The sequence below is a fragment of the Pseudomonas sp. Z003-0.4C(8344-21) genome (assembly GCF_900104975.1).
Classification (GTDB): Bacteria; Pseudomonadota; Gammaproteobacteria; order Pseudomonadales; family Pseudomonadaceae; genus Aquipseudomonas; species Aquipseudomonas granadensis.
Genome location: NZ_LT629756.1, coordinates 5,447,735 through 5,465,435, shown reverse-complemented (window position 1 = coordinate 5,465,435; position 17,701 = coordinate 5,447,735). Strand labels below are relative to the sequence as shown.

The following is a 17,701-nucleotide window of genomic DNA, read 5'->3' as shown; positions in this document are numbered from 1 at the left end:
GACAACCCATGCCAAAACGTACAGACATTAAAAGCATCCTGATTCTCGGCGCTGGCCCGATCGTTATCGGCCAGGCCTGCGAATTCGACTACTCCGGCGCCCAGGCCTGCAAAGCCCTGCGCGAAGAGGGTTACCGCGTCATCCTGGTGAACTCCAACCCGGCCACGATCATGACCGACCCGGACATGGCCGACGCCACCTACATCGAGCCGATCAAGTGGCAGACCGTTGCCAAGATCATCGAGAAAGAACGTCCGGACGCCGTCCTGCCAACCATGGGCGGCCAGACCGCTCTGAACTGCGCACTGGACCTGGAGCGCGAAGGCGTTCTGGAGAAGTTCGGCGTGGAAATGATCGGCGCCAACGCCGACACCATCGACAAGGCTGAAGACCGTTCGCGTTTCGACAAGGCGATGAAATCCATCGGCCTGGCGTGCCCGCGCTCCGGCATCGCGCACAGTATGGAAGAAGCCAACGCCGTCCTCGAGACGCTGGGCTTCCCGTGCATCATCCGTCCGTCCTTCACCATGGGCGGCACCGGCGGCGGTATCGCTTACAACCGTGAAGAGTTCGAAGAAATCTGCGCCCGTGGTCTGGACCTGTCGCCGACCAAAGAGCTGCTGATCGACGAATCGCTGATCGGCTGGAAAGAATATGAAATGGAAGTTGTCCGCGATAAAAAGGACAACTGCATCATCGTCTGCTCGATCGAAAACTTCGACCCGATGGGCGTGCACACCGGCGACTCGATCACCGTGGCGCCGGCACAGACTCTGACCGACAAGGAATACCAGATCCTGCGTAACGCCTCGCTGGCGGTACTGCGCGAGATCGGCGTCGAGACTGGCGGTTCCAACGTGCAGTTCGGTATCTGCCCGAACACTGGCCGTATGGTCGTGATCGAAATGAACCCGCGGGTATCGCGTTCCTCGGCGCTGGCTTCGAAAGCCACCGGTTTCCCGATCGCCAAAGTCGCGGCCAAACTGGCCGTGGGTTACACGCTCGACGAACTGTCGAACGACATCACCGGCGGCAAGACCCCAGCGTCCTTCGAACCGTCGATCGACTACGTCGTGACCAAGCTGCCACGCTTCGCCTTTGAGAAATTCGCCAAGGCTGACGCACGCCTGACCACTCAGATGAAGTCGGTGGGTGAAGTCATGGCCATCGGCCGGACTTTCCAGGAATCCCTGCAGAAAGCCCTGCGCGGTCTGGAAGTCGGCGTTTGCGGTCTGGACGAGAAGCTCGACCTGAGCAACCCGGAAAGCATGAGCGTGCTCAAGCGCGAGCTGACCGTGCCGGGCGCCGAGCGTATCTGGTACGTGGCTGACGCGTTCCGCGCCGGTCTGTCGGTCGAAGATATCTTCGGCATGAACATGATCGACCCATGGTTCCTGGTGCAGATCGAAGACCTGATCAAGGACGAAGAGAAGGTCAAGACCCTCGGTCTGTCTTCGATCGACCGCGACCTGATGTTCAAGCTCAAGCGCAAAGGCTTCTCCGATCAGCGTCTGGCCAAACTGCTGGGTGTGACCGAGAAAAACCTGCGCACGCACCGTCAGAAGCTCGAAGTGTTCCCGGTCTACAAGCGCGTTGATACCTGCGCCGCCGAGTTCGCCACCGACACCGCTTACCTCTACTCGACTTACGAGGAAGAGTGCGAAGCCGCGCCGTCTGGCCGCGACAAGATCATGATTCTGGGCGGCGGTCCGAACCGTATCGGCCAAGGCATCGAGTTCGACTATTGCTGCGTTCACGCCGCTCTCGCTCTGCGTGAAGACGGCTACGAAACCATCATGGTCAACTGCAACCCGGAAACCGTTTCCACCGACTACGACACCTCCGACCGTCTGTACTTCGAACCAGTGACCCTGGAAGACGTGCTGGAAATCTGCCGCGTCGAGAAGCCGAAAGGCGTGATCGTCCAGTACGGCGGCCAGACCCCGTTGAAACTGGCTCGCGCGCTGGAAGCCGCTGGCGTGCCGATCATCGGCACCAGCCCTGACGCCATTGACCGTGCCGAAGACCGCGAGCGCTTCCAGCAAATGGTTGAGCGTCTGAACCTGCGTCAGCCACCGAACGCCACCGTGCGCAGCGAAGACGAAGCTGTTCGCGCTGCCGCGAAAATCGGTTACCCGTTGGTTGTGCGTCCGTCCTACGTACTGGGCGGCCGTGCGATGGAGATCGTCTACAAGGAAGACGAGCTCAAGCGCTACCTGCGTGACGCGGTGCAAGTGTCGAACGACAGCCCAGTGCTGCTCGACCACTTCCTCAACTGCGCCATCGAAATGGATGTGGATGCGGTCTGCGACGGCAAAGACGTGGTGATCGGCGCGATCATGCAGCACATCGAACAAGCGGGCGTTCACTCCGGTGACTCCGCGTGCTCGCTGCCGCCGTACTCGCTGCCGGCGCACATCCAGGACGAAATGCGCGAACAGGTCAAGAAAATGGCCTTGGAACTGGGCGTTGTCGGCCTGATGAACGTGCAGCTGGCCTTGCAGGGCGAAGATATCTACGTCATCGAAGTCAACCCGCGCGCTTCGCGTACCGTGCCGTTCGTGTCCAAGTGCATCGGTGTTTCCCTGGCGATGATCGCTGCGCGCGTGATGGCCGGTAAGACTCTGAAAGAGATCGGCTTCACCAAGGAAATCATTCCAAACTTCTACAGCGTGAAAGAGGCGGTATTCCCGTTCGCCAAATTCCCTGGCGTTGACCCGATCCTCGGCCCAGAGATGAAGTCGACCGGTGAAGTGATGGGCGTCGGCGACACCTTCGGTGAAGCGTTCGCCAAGGCTCAGATGGGCGCCAGCGAAGTGCTGCCGACCGGCGGTACTGCGTTCATCAGCGTACGTGACGACGACAAGCCACTGGTTGCAGGCGTGGCCCGTGATCTGATCAACTTGGGTTTCGAAGTGGTTGCCACTGCCGGCACTGCCAAGCTGATCGAAGCCGCAGGCCTGAAAGTGCGCCGCGTAAACAAGGTGACCGAGGGTCGTCCGCACGTGGTCGACATGATCAAGAATGACGAAGTCACGCTGATCATCAACACCACCGAGGGTCGTCAGTCGATCGCCGATTCGTACTCCATTCGTCGCAATGCCCTGCAGCACAAGATCTACTGCACCACCACTATTGCTGCGGGCGAAGCGATCTGCGAAGCGCTGAAATTCGGTCCGGAAAAGACCGTGCGTCGCTTGCAGGATCTACACGCAGGATTGAAGGCATGAGCATAACCAAGTACCCAATGACTGTTCAGGGCGCTCGCGCCCTGGAAGAAGAACACGCTCACCTGACCAAGGTCGTTCGTCCGAAGCTCAGCCAGGACATCGGTACGGCCCGCGAGTTGGGTGACTTGAAGGAAAACGCTGAATACCATGCCGCGCGCGAACAGCAGGGCATGGTCGAGGCGCGGATCCGTGACATCGAAGGCCGGATTCAGAATCAGGTCGTCATCGATGTCACGACCATCCCGCACACGGGCAAGGTGATTTTCGGCACGACCGTTGAAATCGCCAATGTCGAGACGGATGAAAGCGTCACTTACCAGATCGTGGGTGAGGATGAAGCTGACTTCAAACTCGGCAAGATTTCGGTCGGCTCGCCGTTGGCCCGTGCCTTGATTGGCAAGGAAGAGGGTGACGTAGTCGCCGTCAAAACGCCAAGCGGCGTGATCGAGTACGAGATTGTCGAAGTTCGTCACATCTGAAAGAAGGCGTCCGCTGCATGCGGGCGCCATGCTTTGGCAGCTGGCCCAGATGCTTTGGGTTGGCGGGCTATGGCTGATCCATCTCGGTTTGCAGCCGGCCTTGGGCCAGATTGGCCTGGCGCCGCTGCTGATCGACGAAGTCGCCAGTGCGTTTGAAGTCCTGGTCGTGGGTTTCGCTGCAGTCTGCGTGATTTTTCAGGCTTTGGTGCTGGTACAGGCCGAGGGCCATGGCAGTCTATGGCGGGATTTTCGCGGGCAGGTGCTGATGATGGCGTTGTACGCGTGTGCGATGTATGTCGCCGTGCGTGTCGGCTGGCCGGATGCGCAGCGCTGGCAGGTGTTCAGTTATCTGGTGCTGGGGTTTTCCGGGCTGGTGCTGGTCATGCAGCCGGTGCCGGGCTGGAGTGGCAGGGTGCGCGAAGCACACCCTTGACCCTTGTCATCACTTGAAGCGATGAACGTTCGACAGCTGCTTGTTGACGCTGAAGTTCTTGCGATACACCAGTGCCATCTTGCCGATGACCTGTACCAGGTCCGCTTTGCCGACCTTGCACAGTTCTGCAATGTGCGCCAGGCGCGACTCGCGATCGAGGATGTTGAGCTTGATCTTGATCAGCTCGTGATCCGCCAGGGCGCGTTCGAGTTCGGCTAGCACACCTTCAGTCAGACCGTTGTCAGCCACAGTCAGAACTGGTTTCAGATGGTGGCCAATGGATTTGTACTGTTTCTTCTGCTCTGGAGTGAGCGGCATAATCTGACCCTTTCGTCTGGATTCTGTAAAATGGCGGCCATTTTACCCGAGGGTTCGTGGATCCGCCCAACTAATCACGACCCTTATCATCGAGGTGCCCAATGGCGCGTTCCAAGACAAGCCTTGGTTGGCTGAAAAGACATGTCAACGATCCCTATGTGAAGCAGGCGCAGAAGGATGGCTACCGCTCGCGTGCGAGTTACAAGCTTCTGGAAATCCAGGAAAAATACAAACTGATCCGTCCGGGCATGAGCGTTGTCGATCTGGGCGCGGCGCCCGGTGGCTGGTCGCAGGTCACCAGTCGACTGATCGGTGGTCAGGGACGTTTGATCGCCTCGGACATCCTGGAAATGGACAGCATTCCAGACGTCACCTTCATTCATGGGGACTTCACCGAGGACTCAGTACTTGGTCGAATCCTTGAGGCTGTCGGTAATTCGCAAGTGGACCTTGTGATTTCCGATATGGCCCCCAATATGAGTGGTACGCCTGAAGTGGATATGCCCAAGGCCATGTTCCTGTGCGAACTGGCACTGGACCTGGCGGAACGGATACTCAAGCCGGGTGGCAATTTCGTCATCAAGATTTTTCAGGGCGAAGGGTTTGATGTTTATTTGAAGGATGCCCGTCGCAAATTCGACAAGATCCAGATGATCAAGCCGGATTCTTCGCGTGGCAGCTCCCGCGAGCAATATATGCTGGCCTGGGGCTACCGTGGCAACGGCGAATAATGTGGTTTTTCAGCGGGGCGATAGCTTTTTCATATTTTGCCCCGCGTGCATAAACGAATATTGTGTAGAAAGTGTTTCACAAAGGGTTACAGACGGCGCCTGCCAGAGTTGTAGGTAATGTAGTAAGTTAGGCCGGTGAATATCATGCGAAGCGCGCGCCAGTAGCGGAGCTTGCTTCAGAGGGTAGTTAATTGAACGATATGGCAAAGAATCTGATCCTGTGGTTGATCATCGCGGCTGTCCTGGTGACGGTGATGAACAACTTCTCCAGCCCTAACGAGCCGCAGACCCTCAACTATTCCGACTTCATCCAGCAGGTCAAGGATGGCAAGGTCGAGCGCGTCGCCGTTGATGGTTATGTGATTACCGGCAAGCGCACCGATGGCGACAGCTTCAAGACCATTCGTCCGGCAATCCAGGACAATGGCCTGATCGGCGATCTGGTCGACAACCATGTCGTGGTTGAAGGCAAGCAGCCCGAGCAGCAAAGCATCTGGACGCAACTGCTGGTGGCCAGCTTCCCGATCCTGGTGATCATCGCGGTGTTCATGTTCTTCATGCGCCAGATGCAGGGCGGCGCCGGTGGCAAGGGCGGGCCGATGAGCTTCGGCAAGAGCAAGGCGCGCCTGCTCTCCGAAGATCAGGTGAAAACCACACTGGCTGACGTCGCCGGTTGCGACGAAGCCAAGGAAGAAGTCGGTGAACTGGTCGAGTTCCTGCGTGATCCGGGCAAATTCCAGCGTCTGGGCGGTCGCATTCCTCGCGGTGTGCTGATGGTCGGTCCTCCGGGTACCGGTAAAACCTTGCTGGCCAAGGCGATTGCCGGTGAAGCCAAGGTGCCGTTCTTCACCATTTCCGGTTCTGACTTCGTAGAAATGTTTGTCGGTGTCGGTGCCAGTCGTGTTCGTGACATGTTCGAGCAGGCGAAGAAGCACGCGCCGTGCATCATCTTCATCGACGAAATCGACGCCGTCGGTCGTCACCGTGGCGCCGGCATGGGCGGCGGTCACGACGAGCGTGAGCAGACTCTCAACCAGTTGCTGGTGGAGATGGATGGCTTCGAAATGAACGATGGCATCATTGTCATCGCTGCAACCAACCGTCCAGACGTACTCGATCCGGCACTGCTGCGTCCGGGCCGTTTCGACCGTCAGGTGGTGGTTGGCTTGCCAGACATCCGTGGTCGCGAGCAGATTCTCAAGGTCCACATGCGCAAGGTGCCAATGGGCGACGACGTTGCGCCGGCGGTGATCGCGCGTGGTACCCCGGGCTTCTCCGGTGCCGACCTGGCCAACCTGGTCAACGAAGCCTCGCTTTTTGCTGCACGCAGCGGCAAGCGCATCGTCGAGATGAAAGAGTTCGAACTGGCCAAAGACAAGATCATGATGGGCGCCGAGCGCAAATCGATGGTCATGTCCGAGAAAGAAAAACAGAACACCGCTTATCACGAAGCCGGCCATGCCATTGTGGGTCGAGTAGTGCCTGAGCATGATCCGGTTTACAAGGTCTCGATCATTCCGCGCGGTCGCGCGCTGGGTGTGACCATGTTCCTTCCGGAAGAAGATCGCTACAGCCTGTCCAAGCGTGCGCTGATCAGTCAGATCTGCTCACTGTATGGTGGTCGTATCGCTGAAGAAATGACCCTTGGCTTCGACGGCGTCACCACCGGTGCCTCCAACGACATCATGCGTGCCAGCCAGATCGCACGGAACATGGTGACCAAGTGGGGGCTGTCGGAAAAACTCGGTCCGTTGATGTATGCGGAAGAGGAAGGTGAAGTGTTCCTCGGTCGCGGCGGCGGTGGTCAGGCAGCGAGCTTCTCGGGTGAGACTGCCAAGCTGATCGACTCCGAAGTGCGCAGCATCATCGATCACTGCTACGGCACGGCCAAGCAGATCCTGACCGACAATCGCGACAAGCTCGATGCGATGGCCGACGCGCTGATGAAGTACGAAACGATCGACGCTGAGCAGATCGATGACATCATGGCGGGGCGTACACCTCGCGAGCCGCGCGACTGGACGGGTGGCACGGGTACTCCGCCACCACCAGTAGTCCGTGACGAGCGTCCGGAAACACCGATTGGCGGTCCGGCTGCTGACGTTTAAGGCTTGAAATGACTTCTGTACAGTCCCTGACCCGGTTGCCTTGCGGCAACCGGGTTCTTGATTTGGCCCGGACACATGTCATGGGCATTCTCAATGTCACTCCCGATTCCTTTTCCGATGGCGGCCAATACAGCCAGCTGGACGCTGCATTGCGTCACGCTGAAGCCATGGTGGCTGCCGGCGCCACGCTGATCGATGTCGGTGGCGAATCCACGCGCCCAGGTGCAAGAGCGGTGTCACCGCTGGAAGAGCTTGAGCGCGTGGCGCCGATCGTCGAGCTGATCAATCGCGAGCTCGACGTGATCATTTCGGTCGATACCTCGACGCCAGCGGTCATGCGCGAAACTGCGCGACTCGGCGCTGGCCTGATCAATGATGTCCGTTCGCTGCAGCGCGATGGTGCCCTGGACGCAGCGGCGGCGACCGGTTTGCCGGTGTGTCTGATGCACATGCTCGGCGAGCCTGGAAACATGCAGGACAACCCGCAGTATCAGGATGTGACTCGCGAAGTGGGTGAGTTTCTCGCCGAGCGCATGGCGCAGTGTGCGGCGGCCGGCATCCCTGCCGAGCGCATCATTCTCGATCCCGGTTTCGGTTTCGCCAAAACCCTGCAGCACAATCTAAGCTTGTTCAAACACATGGAAGCCCTGCATGCGTTGGGCAGGCCGTTGCTTGTGGGTGTTTCGCGAAAGAGCATGATCGGGCAGGCCTTGAATCGTCCCGTGGGCGAGCGTCTTCATGGCGGTCTGGCCCTTGCTGCGCTGGCATCGGTAAAAGGTGCGTGTATATTGCGCGTCCATGATGTGGCGGAAACGGTAGATGTGGTGCGAATGATCACAGCCGTAGAATCAGCCGAATAAGAATGATGGAGCGTTTATGAGCAAAAAATACTTTGGTACCGACGGCATTCGTGGCCGGGTCGGTGTGTACCCGATCACTCCTGACTTCATGCTCAAGCTCGGCTGGGCCGCCGGCATGGCGTTCCGCAAGATGGGCGCCTGCAAGGTGCTGGTCGGCAAGGACACGCGTATTTCCGGATACATGTTCGAATCGGCTCTCGAGGCCGGCCTGACATCGGCAGGCGCCGATGTGATGTTGCTCGGTCCGATGCCGACCCCGGCGATTGCCTATCTGTCGCGCACATTCCAGGCTGAGGCCGGGATCGTGATCAGTGCATCGCACAATCCGCACGACGACAACGGCATCAAGTTCTTCTCCGGCAAAGGCACCAAGCTGCCGGATGAGTTGGAGTTGATGATCGAAGAGTTGCTCGACGCGCCGATGACAGTGGTTGAGTCGAGCAAGATCGGTAAAGTGTCGCGAATCAACGATGCGTCCGGTCGTTACATCGAATTCTGCAAAAGCAGTGTGCCAACCGGCACCAGTTTTTCCGGTATGAAGATTGTCATCGATTGCGCACACGGCGCGACCTATAAGGTTGCGCCAAGCGTGTTCCGCGAGTTGGGCGCAGAAGTGACCGTGCTGTCGGCGCAGCCTAACGGTCTGAACATCAACGATAACTGCGGCTCGACCCACATGGGGCCGTTGCAGGCTGCGGTGCTGGCTGAGCACGCGGATCTGGGCATCGCATTCGATGGTGATGGTGATCGCGTTCTGATGGTCGATCACACCGGCGCCATTGTCGATGGCGACGATTTGCTGTTCATCATCGCACGTGACCTGCATGAGCGCGGCAAGTTGCAGGGCGGCGTGGTTGGTACCTTGATGAGTAATCTGGGGCTTGAGCTGGCGCTTGCCGATCTGTCCATCCCGTTTATCCGGGCCAATGTCGGTGACCGCTATGTAATCGCCGAGCTGCTGGAGCGCAACTGGCTGGTGGGTGGCGAGAATTCGGGGCATGTTGTCTGCTTCAATCACACGACGACCGGTGATGCGATCATTGCCGCCTTGCAGGTCCTGATGGCGTTGAAGAGCCGCAATGAAGGTCTGGCGCAAACCCGTCAGGCGCTGCGCAAGTGTCCTCAGGTGCTGATCAACGTGCGTTTCGGTGGTGGCGAAAGCCCGCTGGAGCATCCTGCTGTCAAAGAGGCGAGTGCGCGTGTAACCCAGGCAATGGCCGGTCGTGGTCGAGTGCTTTTGCGCAAGTCGGGAACAGAGCCTTTGGTGCGCGTAATGGTCGAAGGCGAGGACGAAACTCAGGTTCGCGGCTATGCCGAAGAACTGGCAAAACTGGTAACTGAAGTTTCTGCCTGATTCGGCTTGCCAGCCTTCATTCTCTTGGGTAACATCTGCGCCCACTTTGACCGACGAGGTACAGCATGCGTCGCCCTATGGTAGCTGGTAACTGGAAGATGCACGGTACCCGCGCCAGCGTCGCTGAGCTGATCAACGGCCTTCGTCACCTGGCCTTGCCAAGCGGTGTTGATGTCGCGGTATTCCCGCCTTGCTTGCATATCAATCAAGTGATTGATGGCTTGAAAGGCAAGTCGATTTCGGTCGGCGCGCAGAATTCTGCGGTGGAAGCCATGCAAGGTGCACTGACCGGTGAGATTGCTCCCAGTCAGTTGGTGGATGCAGGTTGTTCCCTGGTGCTTGTCGGGCACTCCGAACGCCGCCAGATAATGGGCGAGCGCGACGGGATGCTGAATCGCAAGTTCGCAGCGGCACAGGCATGCGGCTTGATTCCGGTGTTGTGTGTAGGGGAAACCCTCGAGCAGCGTGAAGCCGGTAAAACTCTTGAGGTTGTCGGGCGTCAGCTGGGCAGCATCATCGAGGAGCTGGGTGTCGGTGCCTTTGCCAAGGCAGTCATTGCTTACGAGCCTGTCTGGGCCATTGGTACCGGACTGACTGCAACGCCGCAACAGGCTCAGGATGTGCATAAAGCCATTCGCGAGCAGTTGGCGGCAGAGAATTCTGAAGTCGCACGAGGTGTGCGGCTTCTATACGGCGGCAGCGTGAAGGCGGCCAATGCGGCCGAACTGTTCGGCATGCCGGATATCGATGGGGGGCTCATTGGTGGAGCTTCCCTGAATGCAGATGAGTTCGGTGCGATCTGTCGCGCCGCGGGAAACTGAGAAAATGCTGGAAACAGTCGTAGTCGTTTTTCATCTGCTGGGTGCATTGGGCGTAGTTGCTCTGGTTTTGCTGCAGCAGGGTAAGGGTGCGGACGCTGGCGCGTCTTTCGGAGCAGGTGCTTCAAATACTGTGTTCGGAAGCCAAGGTTCCTCTACCTTTCTTAGTAAGTTTACTGCTATACTTGCCGCCGGTTTCTTCATAACCAGCTTGGGGTTAGGTTACTTTGCTAAAGAGAAGGCTCATCAGCTGACTCAAGCAGGTTTGCCAGATCCAGCAGTGTTGGAAGTACCTAAGCAACAACAACCGGCTTCTGATGATGTCCCGGTGCTTCAAGAGCAAAGGTCGGCTACTCCAGCGACTGACGTACCTCCAGCTCAAGAGCAGAAGTAAGAAGGGTTTCAAACGTAGTTTTGCCGAGGTGGTGGAATTGGTAGACACGCAACCTTGAGGTGGTTGTGCCCATAGGGTGTAGGGGTTCGAGTCCCCTTCTCGGTACCAATTAGTCAGGAGAGCCCGCTGTTGCGGGCTTTCTTGCAGGTGGAAGGTTACATTGACCCTATAAGGGATCGGTCGTATACTTCCGCCCCAGCTTTGTCGCGGGGTGGAGCAGTCTGGTAGCTCGTCGGGCTCATAACCCGAAGGTCGTCGGTTCAAATCCGGCCCCCGCAACCAGTTTAAGGAGCCCCTTTTCAGGGGCTTTTTGTTAGCTGGACACTTTCAACGCCGCTGTTCGACGGCGTTTCAAGGATGGGCGTTATGCCCATTTTTTTATTTTGCAAAGCATGCACATATCATGCACTAGGGGGTTCAGGTGTCGAGCAAGCTAGAAGAGTTGCAGGCCTTGCTGGCCCCGGTGGTCGTGGCCCTGGGCTATGAATGCTGGGGTATCGAGTTTTCGGCTCAGGGTCGGCACTCGATGTTGCGCGTTTATATCGATAAAGAGGGCGGCGTGCTGGTGGACGATTGCGCCATTGTCAGCCGTCAGATCAGCGGTGTACTGGATGTTGAAGATCCGATCGCCGTTGAATACACCCTTGAAGTTTCCTCGCCAGGCATGGAGCGCCCACTGTTCACTCTTGAGCAGTTCGCCCAGTTCGTTGGTGAACAAGTGAAGATCAAGCTGCGCTCGCCTTTTGAAGGTCGACGCAACTTTCAGGGCCTTCTGCGCGGTGTAGAAGAGCAGGACGTCGTGGTGCAGGTAGATGACCATGAATTCCTGTTGCCGATCGATATGATCGACAAGGCCAACATTATTCCCAGTTTTGACTGAGACGCGGATCCCGCGGATCCAATGGCTTGCGAAAGGCGAGGCGTACGATGAGCAAAGAAGTACTGCTGGTTGTTGAGTCGGTATCCAATGAAAAGGGCGTACCGGCAAGCGTAATTTTTGAAGCGCTGGAGCTGGCTCTGGCCACTGCTACCAAAAAGCGTTTTGAAGACGAAGTTGACCTGCGTGTGGAAATTAACCGCCACACCGGTTCTTACGAGACTTTCCGTCGCTGGACGGTCGTTGAAGAGGATGATCTCGACGATCCGGCCATCGAAACCTGGCCAAGCAAGGTTGCCGAAACGCATCCGGGTGCCAAGGTCGGCGACGTCGTCGAAGAAAAAATTGAATCCATCGAGTTCGGCCGCATCGCTGCACAGACTGCCAAGCAGGTCATCGTGCAGAAAGTTCGCGAAGCCGAGCGCGCTCAAGTGGTTGACGCCTATCGCGAGCGCCTGGGAGAAATCATCTCCGGCACCGTGAAAAAAGTTACCCGCGACAACGTGATCGTCGATCTGGGCAACAACGCTGAAGCGTTGCTGGCCCGTGAAGACATCATCTCTCGCGAAACCTTCCGTGTCGGCGTGCGTCTGCGTGCGCTGCTCAAGGAAATCCGCACCGAGAACCGCGGCCCGCAGCTGATCCTGTCGCGTACCGCGCCGGAAATGCTGATCGAGCTGTTCCGCATCGAAGTGCCGGAGATTGCCGAAGGCCTCATCGAAGTCATGGCAGCGTCCCGTGATCCGGGTTCGCGCGCCAAGATCGCCGTTCGCTCCAAGGACAAACGCATCGACCCGCAGGGCGCTTGCATCGGTATGCGCGGTTCGCGCGTCCAGGCAGTGTCGGGCGAGTTGGGCGGCGAGCGTGTTGACATCGTGCTGTGGGACGATAACCCGGCCCAGTTCGTGATCAACGCCATGTCCCCGGCCGAGGTTGCGGCAATTATTGTCGACGAGGATGCCCATGCCATGGACATCGCCGTTGGCGCAGATAACCTGGCTCAGGCCATTGGTCGCGGTGGTCAGAACGTGCGTCTGGCCAGCCAGTTGACTGGCTGGACCCTGAACGTGATGACCGAATCGGACATCCAGGCCAAGCAGCAAGCGGAAACCGGCGACATCCTGCGCAACTTCATCGACGAGCTGGAAGTCGACGAAGAGTTGGCGCAGGTGCTGGTTGACGAAGGCTTCACCAGCCTGGAAGAGATTGCCTACGTACCGGTGGAGGAGATGCTCAACATCGACGGCTTCGACGAGGATATCGTCGACGAGCTTCGCGCTCGTGCCAAGGATCGTTTGTTGACCAAAGCCATCGCTACTGAGGAAAAGCTGGCAGACGCCCATCCGGCCGAAGACCTGCTCTCGCTTGAGGGTATGGACAAGGATTTGGCGATGGAACTGGCGGTGCGCGGCGTAATTACCCGCGAAGACCTGGCCGAGCAGTCTATTGACGACCTGCTCGACATCGACGGCATTGACGATGATCGTGCCGGCAAGTTGATCATGGCCGCCCGAGCCCACTGGTTCGAGTAATTAGGCGCGGCCTGAGGAGAGAAGTGCATGACGCAAGTCACGGTGAAACAACTGGCCGATGAGGTCAAAACACCGGTAGAGCGCCTGTTGCAGCAGATGCGTGAGGCAGGTCTGCCGCACACCGCCGCCGACGAAAATGTGACTGACAGTGAGAAGCAGTCCCTGCTGACTCACTTGAAAAGCAGCCACAAGGCGAAAGTGGAAGAACCACGCAAGATCACGCTGCAGCGTAAAACCACCAGCACCCTGCGGGTGGCTGGTAGCAAGAGCATCAGCGTAGAAGTTCGCAAGAAGAAAGTTTTCGTACAGCGCAGCCCGGAAGAAATCGAAGCCGAGCGCAAGCGTGAACTGGATGAGCGTCGCGCAGTAGAAAATGCTGCCCGTCAGAAGGCTGAAGAAGAAGCCAAGCAGCGCGCCGAAGAAGAAGCGCGTCGCCAGCCTGCTGCTGCGCAAACCGCTGCCAGCGACGCCGTTGCGGCACCGGCTGCTGTGGCCGAGCCTGTGCGCGAAAGCGCGCCGGTGGCTGCTGCTCCAGCGCCGTCTGCTGACGTTCGCAACAAGCAGAACGAACAGCGCCGTCCGGACAAACCGCGTGCCGACGACAACAATCGTCGCAGCGGCGGTGGTGATGGCGAGCGTAAAAACGCTCCGCATCGCGCATCGGTCAAGGAAAAAGCCCCGGCTCCACGCGTGGCGCCACGCACTACCGACGAAGAAAGCGATGGCTTCCGTCGCGGCGGTCGCGGCAAGGCCAAGCTGAAGAAGCGCAACGCCCACGGTTTCCAGAGCCCTACTGGCCCTGTCGTGCGTGATGTGCAGATCGGCGAGACCATCACGGTTGGCGATCTGGCCAATCAGATGTCGGTCAAAGCGGCTGAAATCATCAAGTTCATGTTCAAACTGGGTACCCCAGCGACCATCAACCAGGTGCTTGATCAGGAAACTGCTCAACTGGTAGCCGAAGAACTGGGCCACAAAGTGACCCTGGTCAGCGACACCGCCCTGGAAGACTCCCTGGCCGAGTCCCTGAAGTTTGAAGGTGAGTCGTTCTCCCGTGCTCCTGTCGTGACCGTAATGGGCCACGTTGACCACGGTAAGACGTCCCTGCTCGACTACATCCGTCGTGCCAAGGTAGCTGCTGGCGAAGCCGGCGGTATCACCCAGCACATCGGTGCGTACCACGTTGAGACTGATCGCGGCATGGTCACCTTCCTCGACACCCCGGGTCACGCTGCGTTTACCGCAATGCGTGCCCGTGGTGCCAAGGCGACCGACATCGTGATCCTCGTGGTTGCAGCCGACGACGGCGTGATGCCGCAAACCATCGAAGCAGTCCAGCATGCCCAGGCAGCTGGCGTGCCTCTGGTGGTTGCGGTGAACAAGATCGACAAGCCGGGCGCCGATCTCGATCGCATCCGCAGCGAACTGTCGGTTCACGGCGTGACCTCCGAAGATTGGGGTGGCGACACACCATTCGTTCCGGTATCCGCGAAAATGGGTACTGGCGTGGACGAGCTGCTTGAAGCCGTCCTGCTGCAGGCCGAAGTTCTCGAACTGAAAGCGACTCCATCGGCTCCTGGCCGTGGTGTGGTGGTTGAATCGCGTCTCGACAAAGGTCGTGGCCCGGTAGCCACCGTGCTGGTTCAGGACGGTACCCTGCGCCAAGGCGACATGGTTCTGGTCGGTTCGAACTATGGCCGCGTGCGTGCCATGCTCGACGAGAACGGCAAGCCGATCAAGGAAGCCGGTCCTTCCATCCCTGTCGAGATCCTCGGCCTGGACGGTACCCCGGACGCTGGCGACGAGATGAGCGTGGTTGCCGACGAGAAGAAAGCCCGTGAAGTGGCTCTGTTCCGTCAAGGCAAGTTCCGCGAAGTCAAACTGGCTCGCGCTCACGCCGGCAAGCTGGAAAACATCTTCGAAAACATGGGTCAGGCCGAGAAGAAGACGCTCAACATCGTCCTCAAATCCGACGTCCGTGGTTCGCTGGAAGCGTTGAACGGTGCCTTGAATGGCCTGGGCAACGACGAAGTTCAAGTGCGCGTAGTGGGCGGCGGCGTCGGTGGTATCACCGAATCCGATGCCAACCTGGCACTGGCTTCCAACGCTGTACTGTTCGGCTTCAACGTGCGTGCCGATGCTGGCGCACGGAAGATCGTCGAGCAGGAAGGTCTGGACATGCGTTACTACAACGTGATCTACGACATCATCGAAGACGTCAAGAAAGCCCTGACCGGCATGCTCGGCAGCGATGTTCGCGAGAACATCCTGGGTGTGGCCGAAGTGCGTGACGTGTTCCGTTCGCCGAAGTTTGGCGCGATCGCCGGTTGCATGGTGATCGAAGGTGTTGTGCACCGTAACCGTCCGATCCGTGTACTGCGTGAAGACATCGTTATCTTCGAAGGCGAGCTGGAATCCCTGCGCCGCTTCAAGGATGACGCTTCCGAAGTACGTGCCGGCATGGAATGCGGTATCGGCGTGAAGAGCTACAACGACGTCAAAGTCGGCGACAAGATCGAAGTCTTCGAGAAGGTTCAGGTTGCTCGCAGCCTCTGACTCGCGCACTTCAAGGGCCACGATGCGCCGTAGCATGCAAATGCGCGGTGCAGCGTCCGGACTCTAAACGCAACGCCCGGTCTGGCATTTGTCAGGCCGGGCGTTTGCCGCTTTCAGACCTTGCGGGTTTCACCGCTGGGCAGTAACAGGTAACAAATCATGGCAAAAGAATACAGCCGTACCCAACGTATCGGCGATCAGATGCAGCGCGAGCTGGCTCAACTGATCCGTCGCGAAGTCAAAGACCCACGCGTGGGTCTGGTCACCATCACTGCAGTGGAAGTCTCCCGTGACGTCGGTCACGCGAAGATCTTCATCACCGTGATGGGGCAGGACAACGCCGAAGACATCGCGCAAAGCATCAAGGTGCTGAATGCCGCCGCAGGTTTCCTGCGCATGCAACTGGCCCGTGAAATGAAGCTGCGCAGCGTGCCGCAATTGCACTTCCACTACGACGAATCCGTCGTGCGTGGCGCGCATTTGTCGGCGTTGATCGAGCGCGCCGTGGCTGAAGACAATCAGCACGTCGCGGCGCCTGCACCTGAAGACACCAAGGAGTAACTCGGTGGCTCAGGTCAAACGTATCCGTCGTAACGTCAGCGGCATCATCCTGCTCGACAAGCCGCTGGGGTTCACCTCCAACGCCGCGTTGCAGAAGGTGCGCTGGCTGCTCAATGCCGAGAAGGCCGGTCACACCGGCAGCCTCGACCCGCTGGCCACCGGTGTGCTGCCGTTGTGCTTCGGCGAAGCGACCAAGTTCTCGCAGTACCTGCTCGATTCCGACAAGGGTTACGAAACCCTGGCGCAACTGGGCAAGACCACCACCACGGCGGATGCCGAAGGTGAGGTTTTGCAGGAGCGCCCGGTGACCGTTGGTCGCGCCGATGTCGAAGCGGTTTTGCCGAAATTTCGCGGCCAAATCAGTCAGATACCGCCGATGTACTCGGCGCTCAAGCGTGATGGCCAGCCGCTGTACAAGCTGGCCCGTGCAGGCGAAGTAGTGGAGCGCGAACCGCGTTCTGTTACTATTGCGCGCTTGGAATTGCTGGCCTTCGAAGGCGATACTGCGCGTCTTGCGGTGGACTGCAGCAAGGGCACCTATATCCGCACCCTGGTGGAGGATATTGGCGAGCAACTCGGTTGTGGTGCGTACGTCGCAGAATTGCGCCGTACCCAGGCCGGGCCTTTCACCCTCGCGCAGACGGTGACCCTCGAAGAGCTGGAAGCGGTACATGCCGAAGGCGGCAACGAAGCGGTCGATCGTTTCCTGATGCCATCGGACAGCGGCCTGCAGGATTGGCCGTTGCTGCATTTTTCGGAAGCGAGCGCGTTCTATTGGCTCAACGGCCAGCCGGTACGTGCCCCGGATGCTCCGAAGTTCGGCATGGTACGGGTACAGGATCACAATGGTCGCTTCATCGGCATCGGTGAAGTGAGCGAAGACGGGCGCATTGCGCCACGTCGTTTGATTCGGTCGGAATGACCGGAACCGGCCTGCGTCACAGCAGGTCGGCGAGTGTGGCTGTCAACAGGCACGGTCACGACTCATTTATAGATACAGGGATTTGTCCCTGGCCTGTTGAAACTGTTTTTTTGAAACAGTTTCCTGATAAGGAAGGATTGCCTCATGGCTCTCGACGTTCAAGAAAAAGCTCAAATCGTTGCTGACTACCAGCAAGCTGTTGGTGACACTGGTTCGCCAGAAGTGCAAGTTGCACTGCTGACCGCCAACATCAACAAACTGCAAGGTCACTTCAAGGCCAACGGTAAAGATCACCACTCCCGTCGTGGTCTGATCCGCATGGTTAACCAGCGTCGCAAGCTGCTGGACTACCTGAAAGGCAAGGACGTGAGCCGGTACGCCGCTCTGATCGCTCGCCTGGGTCTGCGTCGCTAATCAGCGATTGCGCTATGAGGTTGGTTGTCTGCAAGTCGTCAGCGGTTCGCCGCTGGCGCCTTGCAGGCTCCCAGCCTCAAGTTTTATCTGCGGCATGGCTTTACCTGTAGCACC

16 protein-coding genes and 2 tRNA genes are annotated in these 17,701 nt (G+C 58.5%); 17 read left to right on the top strand and 1 reads right to left on the bottom strand.

Translation table 11 applies throughout. The features are described 5' to 3' along the window. Positions 1-8: 8 nt before the first annotated feature. Genes carB through BLU24_RS24700 form a run of 3 tightly spaced genes read left to right on the top strand, consistent with a single transcriptional unit; the run spans position 9 to position 4,142 of the window. Positions 9-3,230, top strand: coding sequence for a carbamoyl-phosphate synthase large subunit (carB, locus tag BLU24_RS24710; protein WP_039759558.1), 3,222 nt, complete (start codon positions 9-11; stop codon positions 3,228-3,230). 2 nt (positions 3,231-3,232) lie between these two features. Continuing rightward, complete coding sequence (gene greA / locus BLU24_RS24705; RefSeq protein WP_093106947.1) at positions 3,233-3,709, top strand: transcription elongation factor GreA; 477 nt, start codon at positions 3,233-3,235, stop codon at positions 3,707-3,709. Between the two features lie 28 nt (positions 3,710-3,737). Further along, positions 3,738-4,142 (top strand): MFS transporter, encoded by a 405-nt coding sequence (locus BLU24_RS24700; protein ID WP_093104781.1) that lies wholly within the window; start codon positions 3,738-3,740, stop codon positions 4,140-4,142. Positions 4,143-4,151: 9 nt separating this feature from the next. Here BLU24_RS24700 and BLU24_RS24695 read toward each other — a convergent pair whose 3' ends face one another. Beyond that, complete coding sequence (locus BLU24_RS24695; protein WP_003221534.1) at positions 4,152-4,460, bottom strand: YhbY family RNA-binding protein; 309 nt, start codon at positions 4,458-4,460, stop codon at positions 4,152-4,154. 101 nt (positions 4,461-4,561) lie between these two features. Between BLU24_RS24695 and rlmE the strand changes: the two genes are divergently transcribed. From rlmE to rpsO, 14 genes are all read left to right on the top strand, one after another. Beyond that, complete coding sequence (gene rlmE, locus BLU24_RS24690) at positions 4,562-5,191, top strand: 23S rRNA (uridine(2552)-2'-O)-methyltransferase RlmE (RefSeq protein ID WP_090281706.1); 630 nt, start codon at positions 4,562-4,564, stop codon at positions 5,189-5,191. Between the two features lie 200 nt (positions 5,192-5,391). Next, a complete protein-coding gene (ftsH, locus tag BLU24_RS24685; RefSeq protein WP_090281707.1) occupies positions 5,392-7,299 on the top strand; it encodes an ATP-dependent zinc metalloprotease FtsH in 1,908 nt (635 codons plus the stop codon). 8 nt (positions 7,300-7,307) lie between these two features. Then, the gene (gene folP, locus BLU24_RS24680) at positions 7,308-8,159 is read left to right on the top strand and encodes a dihydropteroate synthase (RefSeq protein WP_093104778.1); all 852 of its coding nucleotides are present in this window, start codon (positions 7,308-7,310) and stop codon (positions 8,157-8,159) included. Between the two features lie 16 nt (positions 8,160-8,175). Further along, positions 8,176-9,513, top strand: coding sequence for a phosphoglucosamine mutase (glmM, locus tag BLU24_RS24675; protein ID WP_090281709.1), 1,338 nt, complete (start codon positions 8,176-8,178; stop codon positions 9,511-9,513). A 65-nt stretch (positions 9,514-9,578) separates the two neighbouring features. After that, positions 9,579-10,334, top strand: coding sequence for a triose-phosphate isomerase (gene tpiA, locus BLU24_RS24670; RefSeq protein ID WP_090281710.1), 756 nt, complete (start codon positions 9,579-9,581; stop codon positions 10,332-10,334). 4 nt (positions 10,335-10,338) lie between these two features. Then, positions 10,339-10,725, top strand: coding sequence for a preprotein translocase subunit SecG (secG, locus tag BLU24_RS24665; protein ID WP_093104776.1), 387 nt, complete (start codon positions 10,339-10,341; stop codon positions 10,723-10,725). 22 nt (positions 10,726-10,747) lie between these two features. Then, positions 10,748-10,833 (top strand) — tRNA-Leu (locus BLU24_RS24660). Between the two features lie 97 nt (positions 10,834-10,930). After that, positions 10,931-11,007 (top strand) — tRNA-Met (locus BLU24_RS24655). 139 nt (positions 11,008-11,146) lie between these two features. Beyond that, entirely contained in the window at positions 11,147-11,605 is a 459-nt protein-coding gene (rimP, locus tag BLU24_RS24650) for a ribosome maturation factor RimP (RefSeq protein ID WP_048385666.1), read from the top strand. Positions 11,606-11,652: 47 nt separating this feature from the next. Next, entirely contained in the window at positions 11,653-13,134 is a 1,482-nt protein-coding gene (nusA, locus tag BLU24_RS24645; RefSeq protein ID WP_093104773.1) for a transcription termination factor NusA, read from the top strand. A 27-nt stretch (positions 13,135-13,161) separates the two neighbouring features. Then, positions 13,162-15,690, top strand: a complete 2,529-nt coding sequence (infB, locus tag BLU24_RS24640; RefSeq protein WP_093104770.1) for a translation initiation factor IF-2 — start codon at positions 13,162-13,164, stop codon at positions 15,688-15,690. A gap of 159 nt (positions 15,691-15,849) precedes the next feature. Continuing rightward, positions 15,850-16,251 (top strand): 30S ribosome-binding factor RbfA, encoded by a 402-nt coding sequence (gene rbfA / locus BLU24_RS24635; protein ID WP_016771753.1) that lies wholly within the window; start codon positions 15,850-15,852, stop codon positions 16,249-16,251. A gap of 4 nt (positions 16,252-16,255) precedes the next feature. Continuing rightward, positions 16,256-17,173 carry a tRNA pseudouridine(55) synthase TruB gene (truB, locus tag BLU24_RS24630; protein WP_024011571.1) on the top strand — a complete coding sequence of 306 codons (918 nt, stop codon included), beginning with the start codon at positions 16,256-16,258 and terminating at the stop codon, positions 17,171-17,173. 144 nt (positions 17,174-17,317) lie between these two features. Then, the gene (rpsO, locus tag BLU24_RS24625) at positions 17,318-17,587 is read left to right on the top strand and encodes a 30S ribosomal protein S15 (RefSeq protein WP_016771751.1); all 270 of its coding nucleotides are present in this window, start codon (positions 17,318-17,320) and stop codon (positions 17,585-17,587) included. Positions 17,588-17,701: the final 114 nt, after the last annotated feature.

What these genes read in the sequence shown, in the direction of transcription:
- ftsH (WP_090281707.1), top strand. Translation starts at nt 5,392, where the DNA reads ATGGCAAAGAATCTGATCCTGTGGTTGATCATCGCGGCTGTCCTGGTG.
- rpsO (WP_016771751.1), top strand. Translation starts at nt 17,318, where the DNA reads ATGGCTCTCGACGTTCAAGAAAAAGCTCAAATCGTTGCTGACTACCAG.
- folP (WP_093104778.1), top strand. Translation starts at nt 7,308, where the DNA reads ATGACTTCTGTACAGTCCCTGACCCGGTTGCCTTGCGGCAACCGGGTT.
- infB (WP_093104770.1), top strand. Translation starts at nt 13,162, where the DNA reads ATGACGCAAGTCACGGTGAAACAACTGGCCGATGAGGTCAAAACACCG.
- rbfA (WP_016771753.1), top strand. Translation starts at nt 15,850, where the DNA reads ATGGCAAAAGAATACAGCCGTACCCAACGTATCGGCGATCAGATGCAG.
- nusA (WP_093104773.1), top strand. Translation starts at nt 11,653, where the DNA reads ATGAGCAAAGAAGTACTGCTGGTTGTTGAGTCGGTATCCAATGAAAAG.
- glmM (WP_090281709.1), top strand. Translation starts at nt 8,176, where the DNA reads ATGAGCAAAAAATACTTTGGTACCGACGGCATTCGTGGCCGGGTCGGT.
- rlmE (WP_090281706.1), top strand. Translation starts at nt 4,562, where the DNA reads ATGGCGCGTTCCAAGACAAGCCTTGGTTGGCTGAAAAGACATGTCAAC.
- carB (WP_039759558.1), top strand. Translation starts at nt 9, where the DNA reads ATGCCAAAACGTACAGACATTAAAAGCATCCTGATTCTCGGCGCTGGC.
- secG (WP_093104776.1), top strand. Translation starts at nt 10,339, where the DNA reads ATGCTGGAAACAGTCGTAGTCGTTTTTCATCTGCTGGGTGCATTGGGC.
- BLU24_RS24700 (WP_093104781.1), top strand. Translation starts at nt 3,738, where the DNA reads ATGCTTTGGCAGCTGGCCCAGATGCTTTGGGTTGGCGGGCTATGGCTG.
- tpiA (WP_090281710.1), top strand. Translation starts at nt 9,579, where the DNA reads ATGCGTCGCCCTATGGTAGCTGGTAACTGGAAGATGCACGGTACCCGC.
- BLU24_RS24695 (WP_003221534.1), bottom strand. Translation starts at nt 4,460, where the DNA reads ATGCCGCTCACTCCAGAGCAGAAGAAACAGTACAAATCCATTGGCCAC.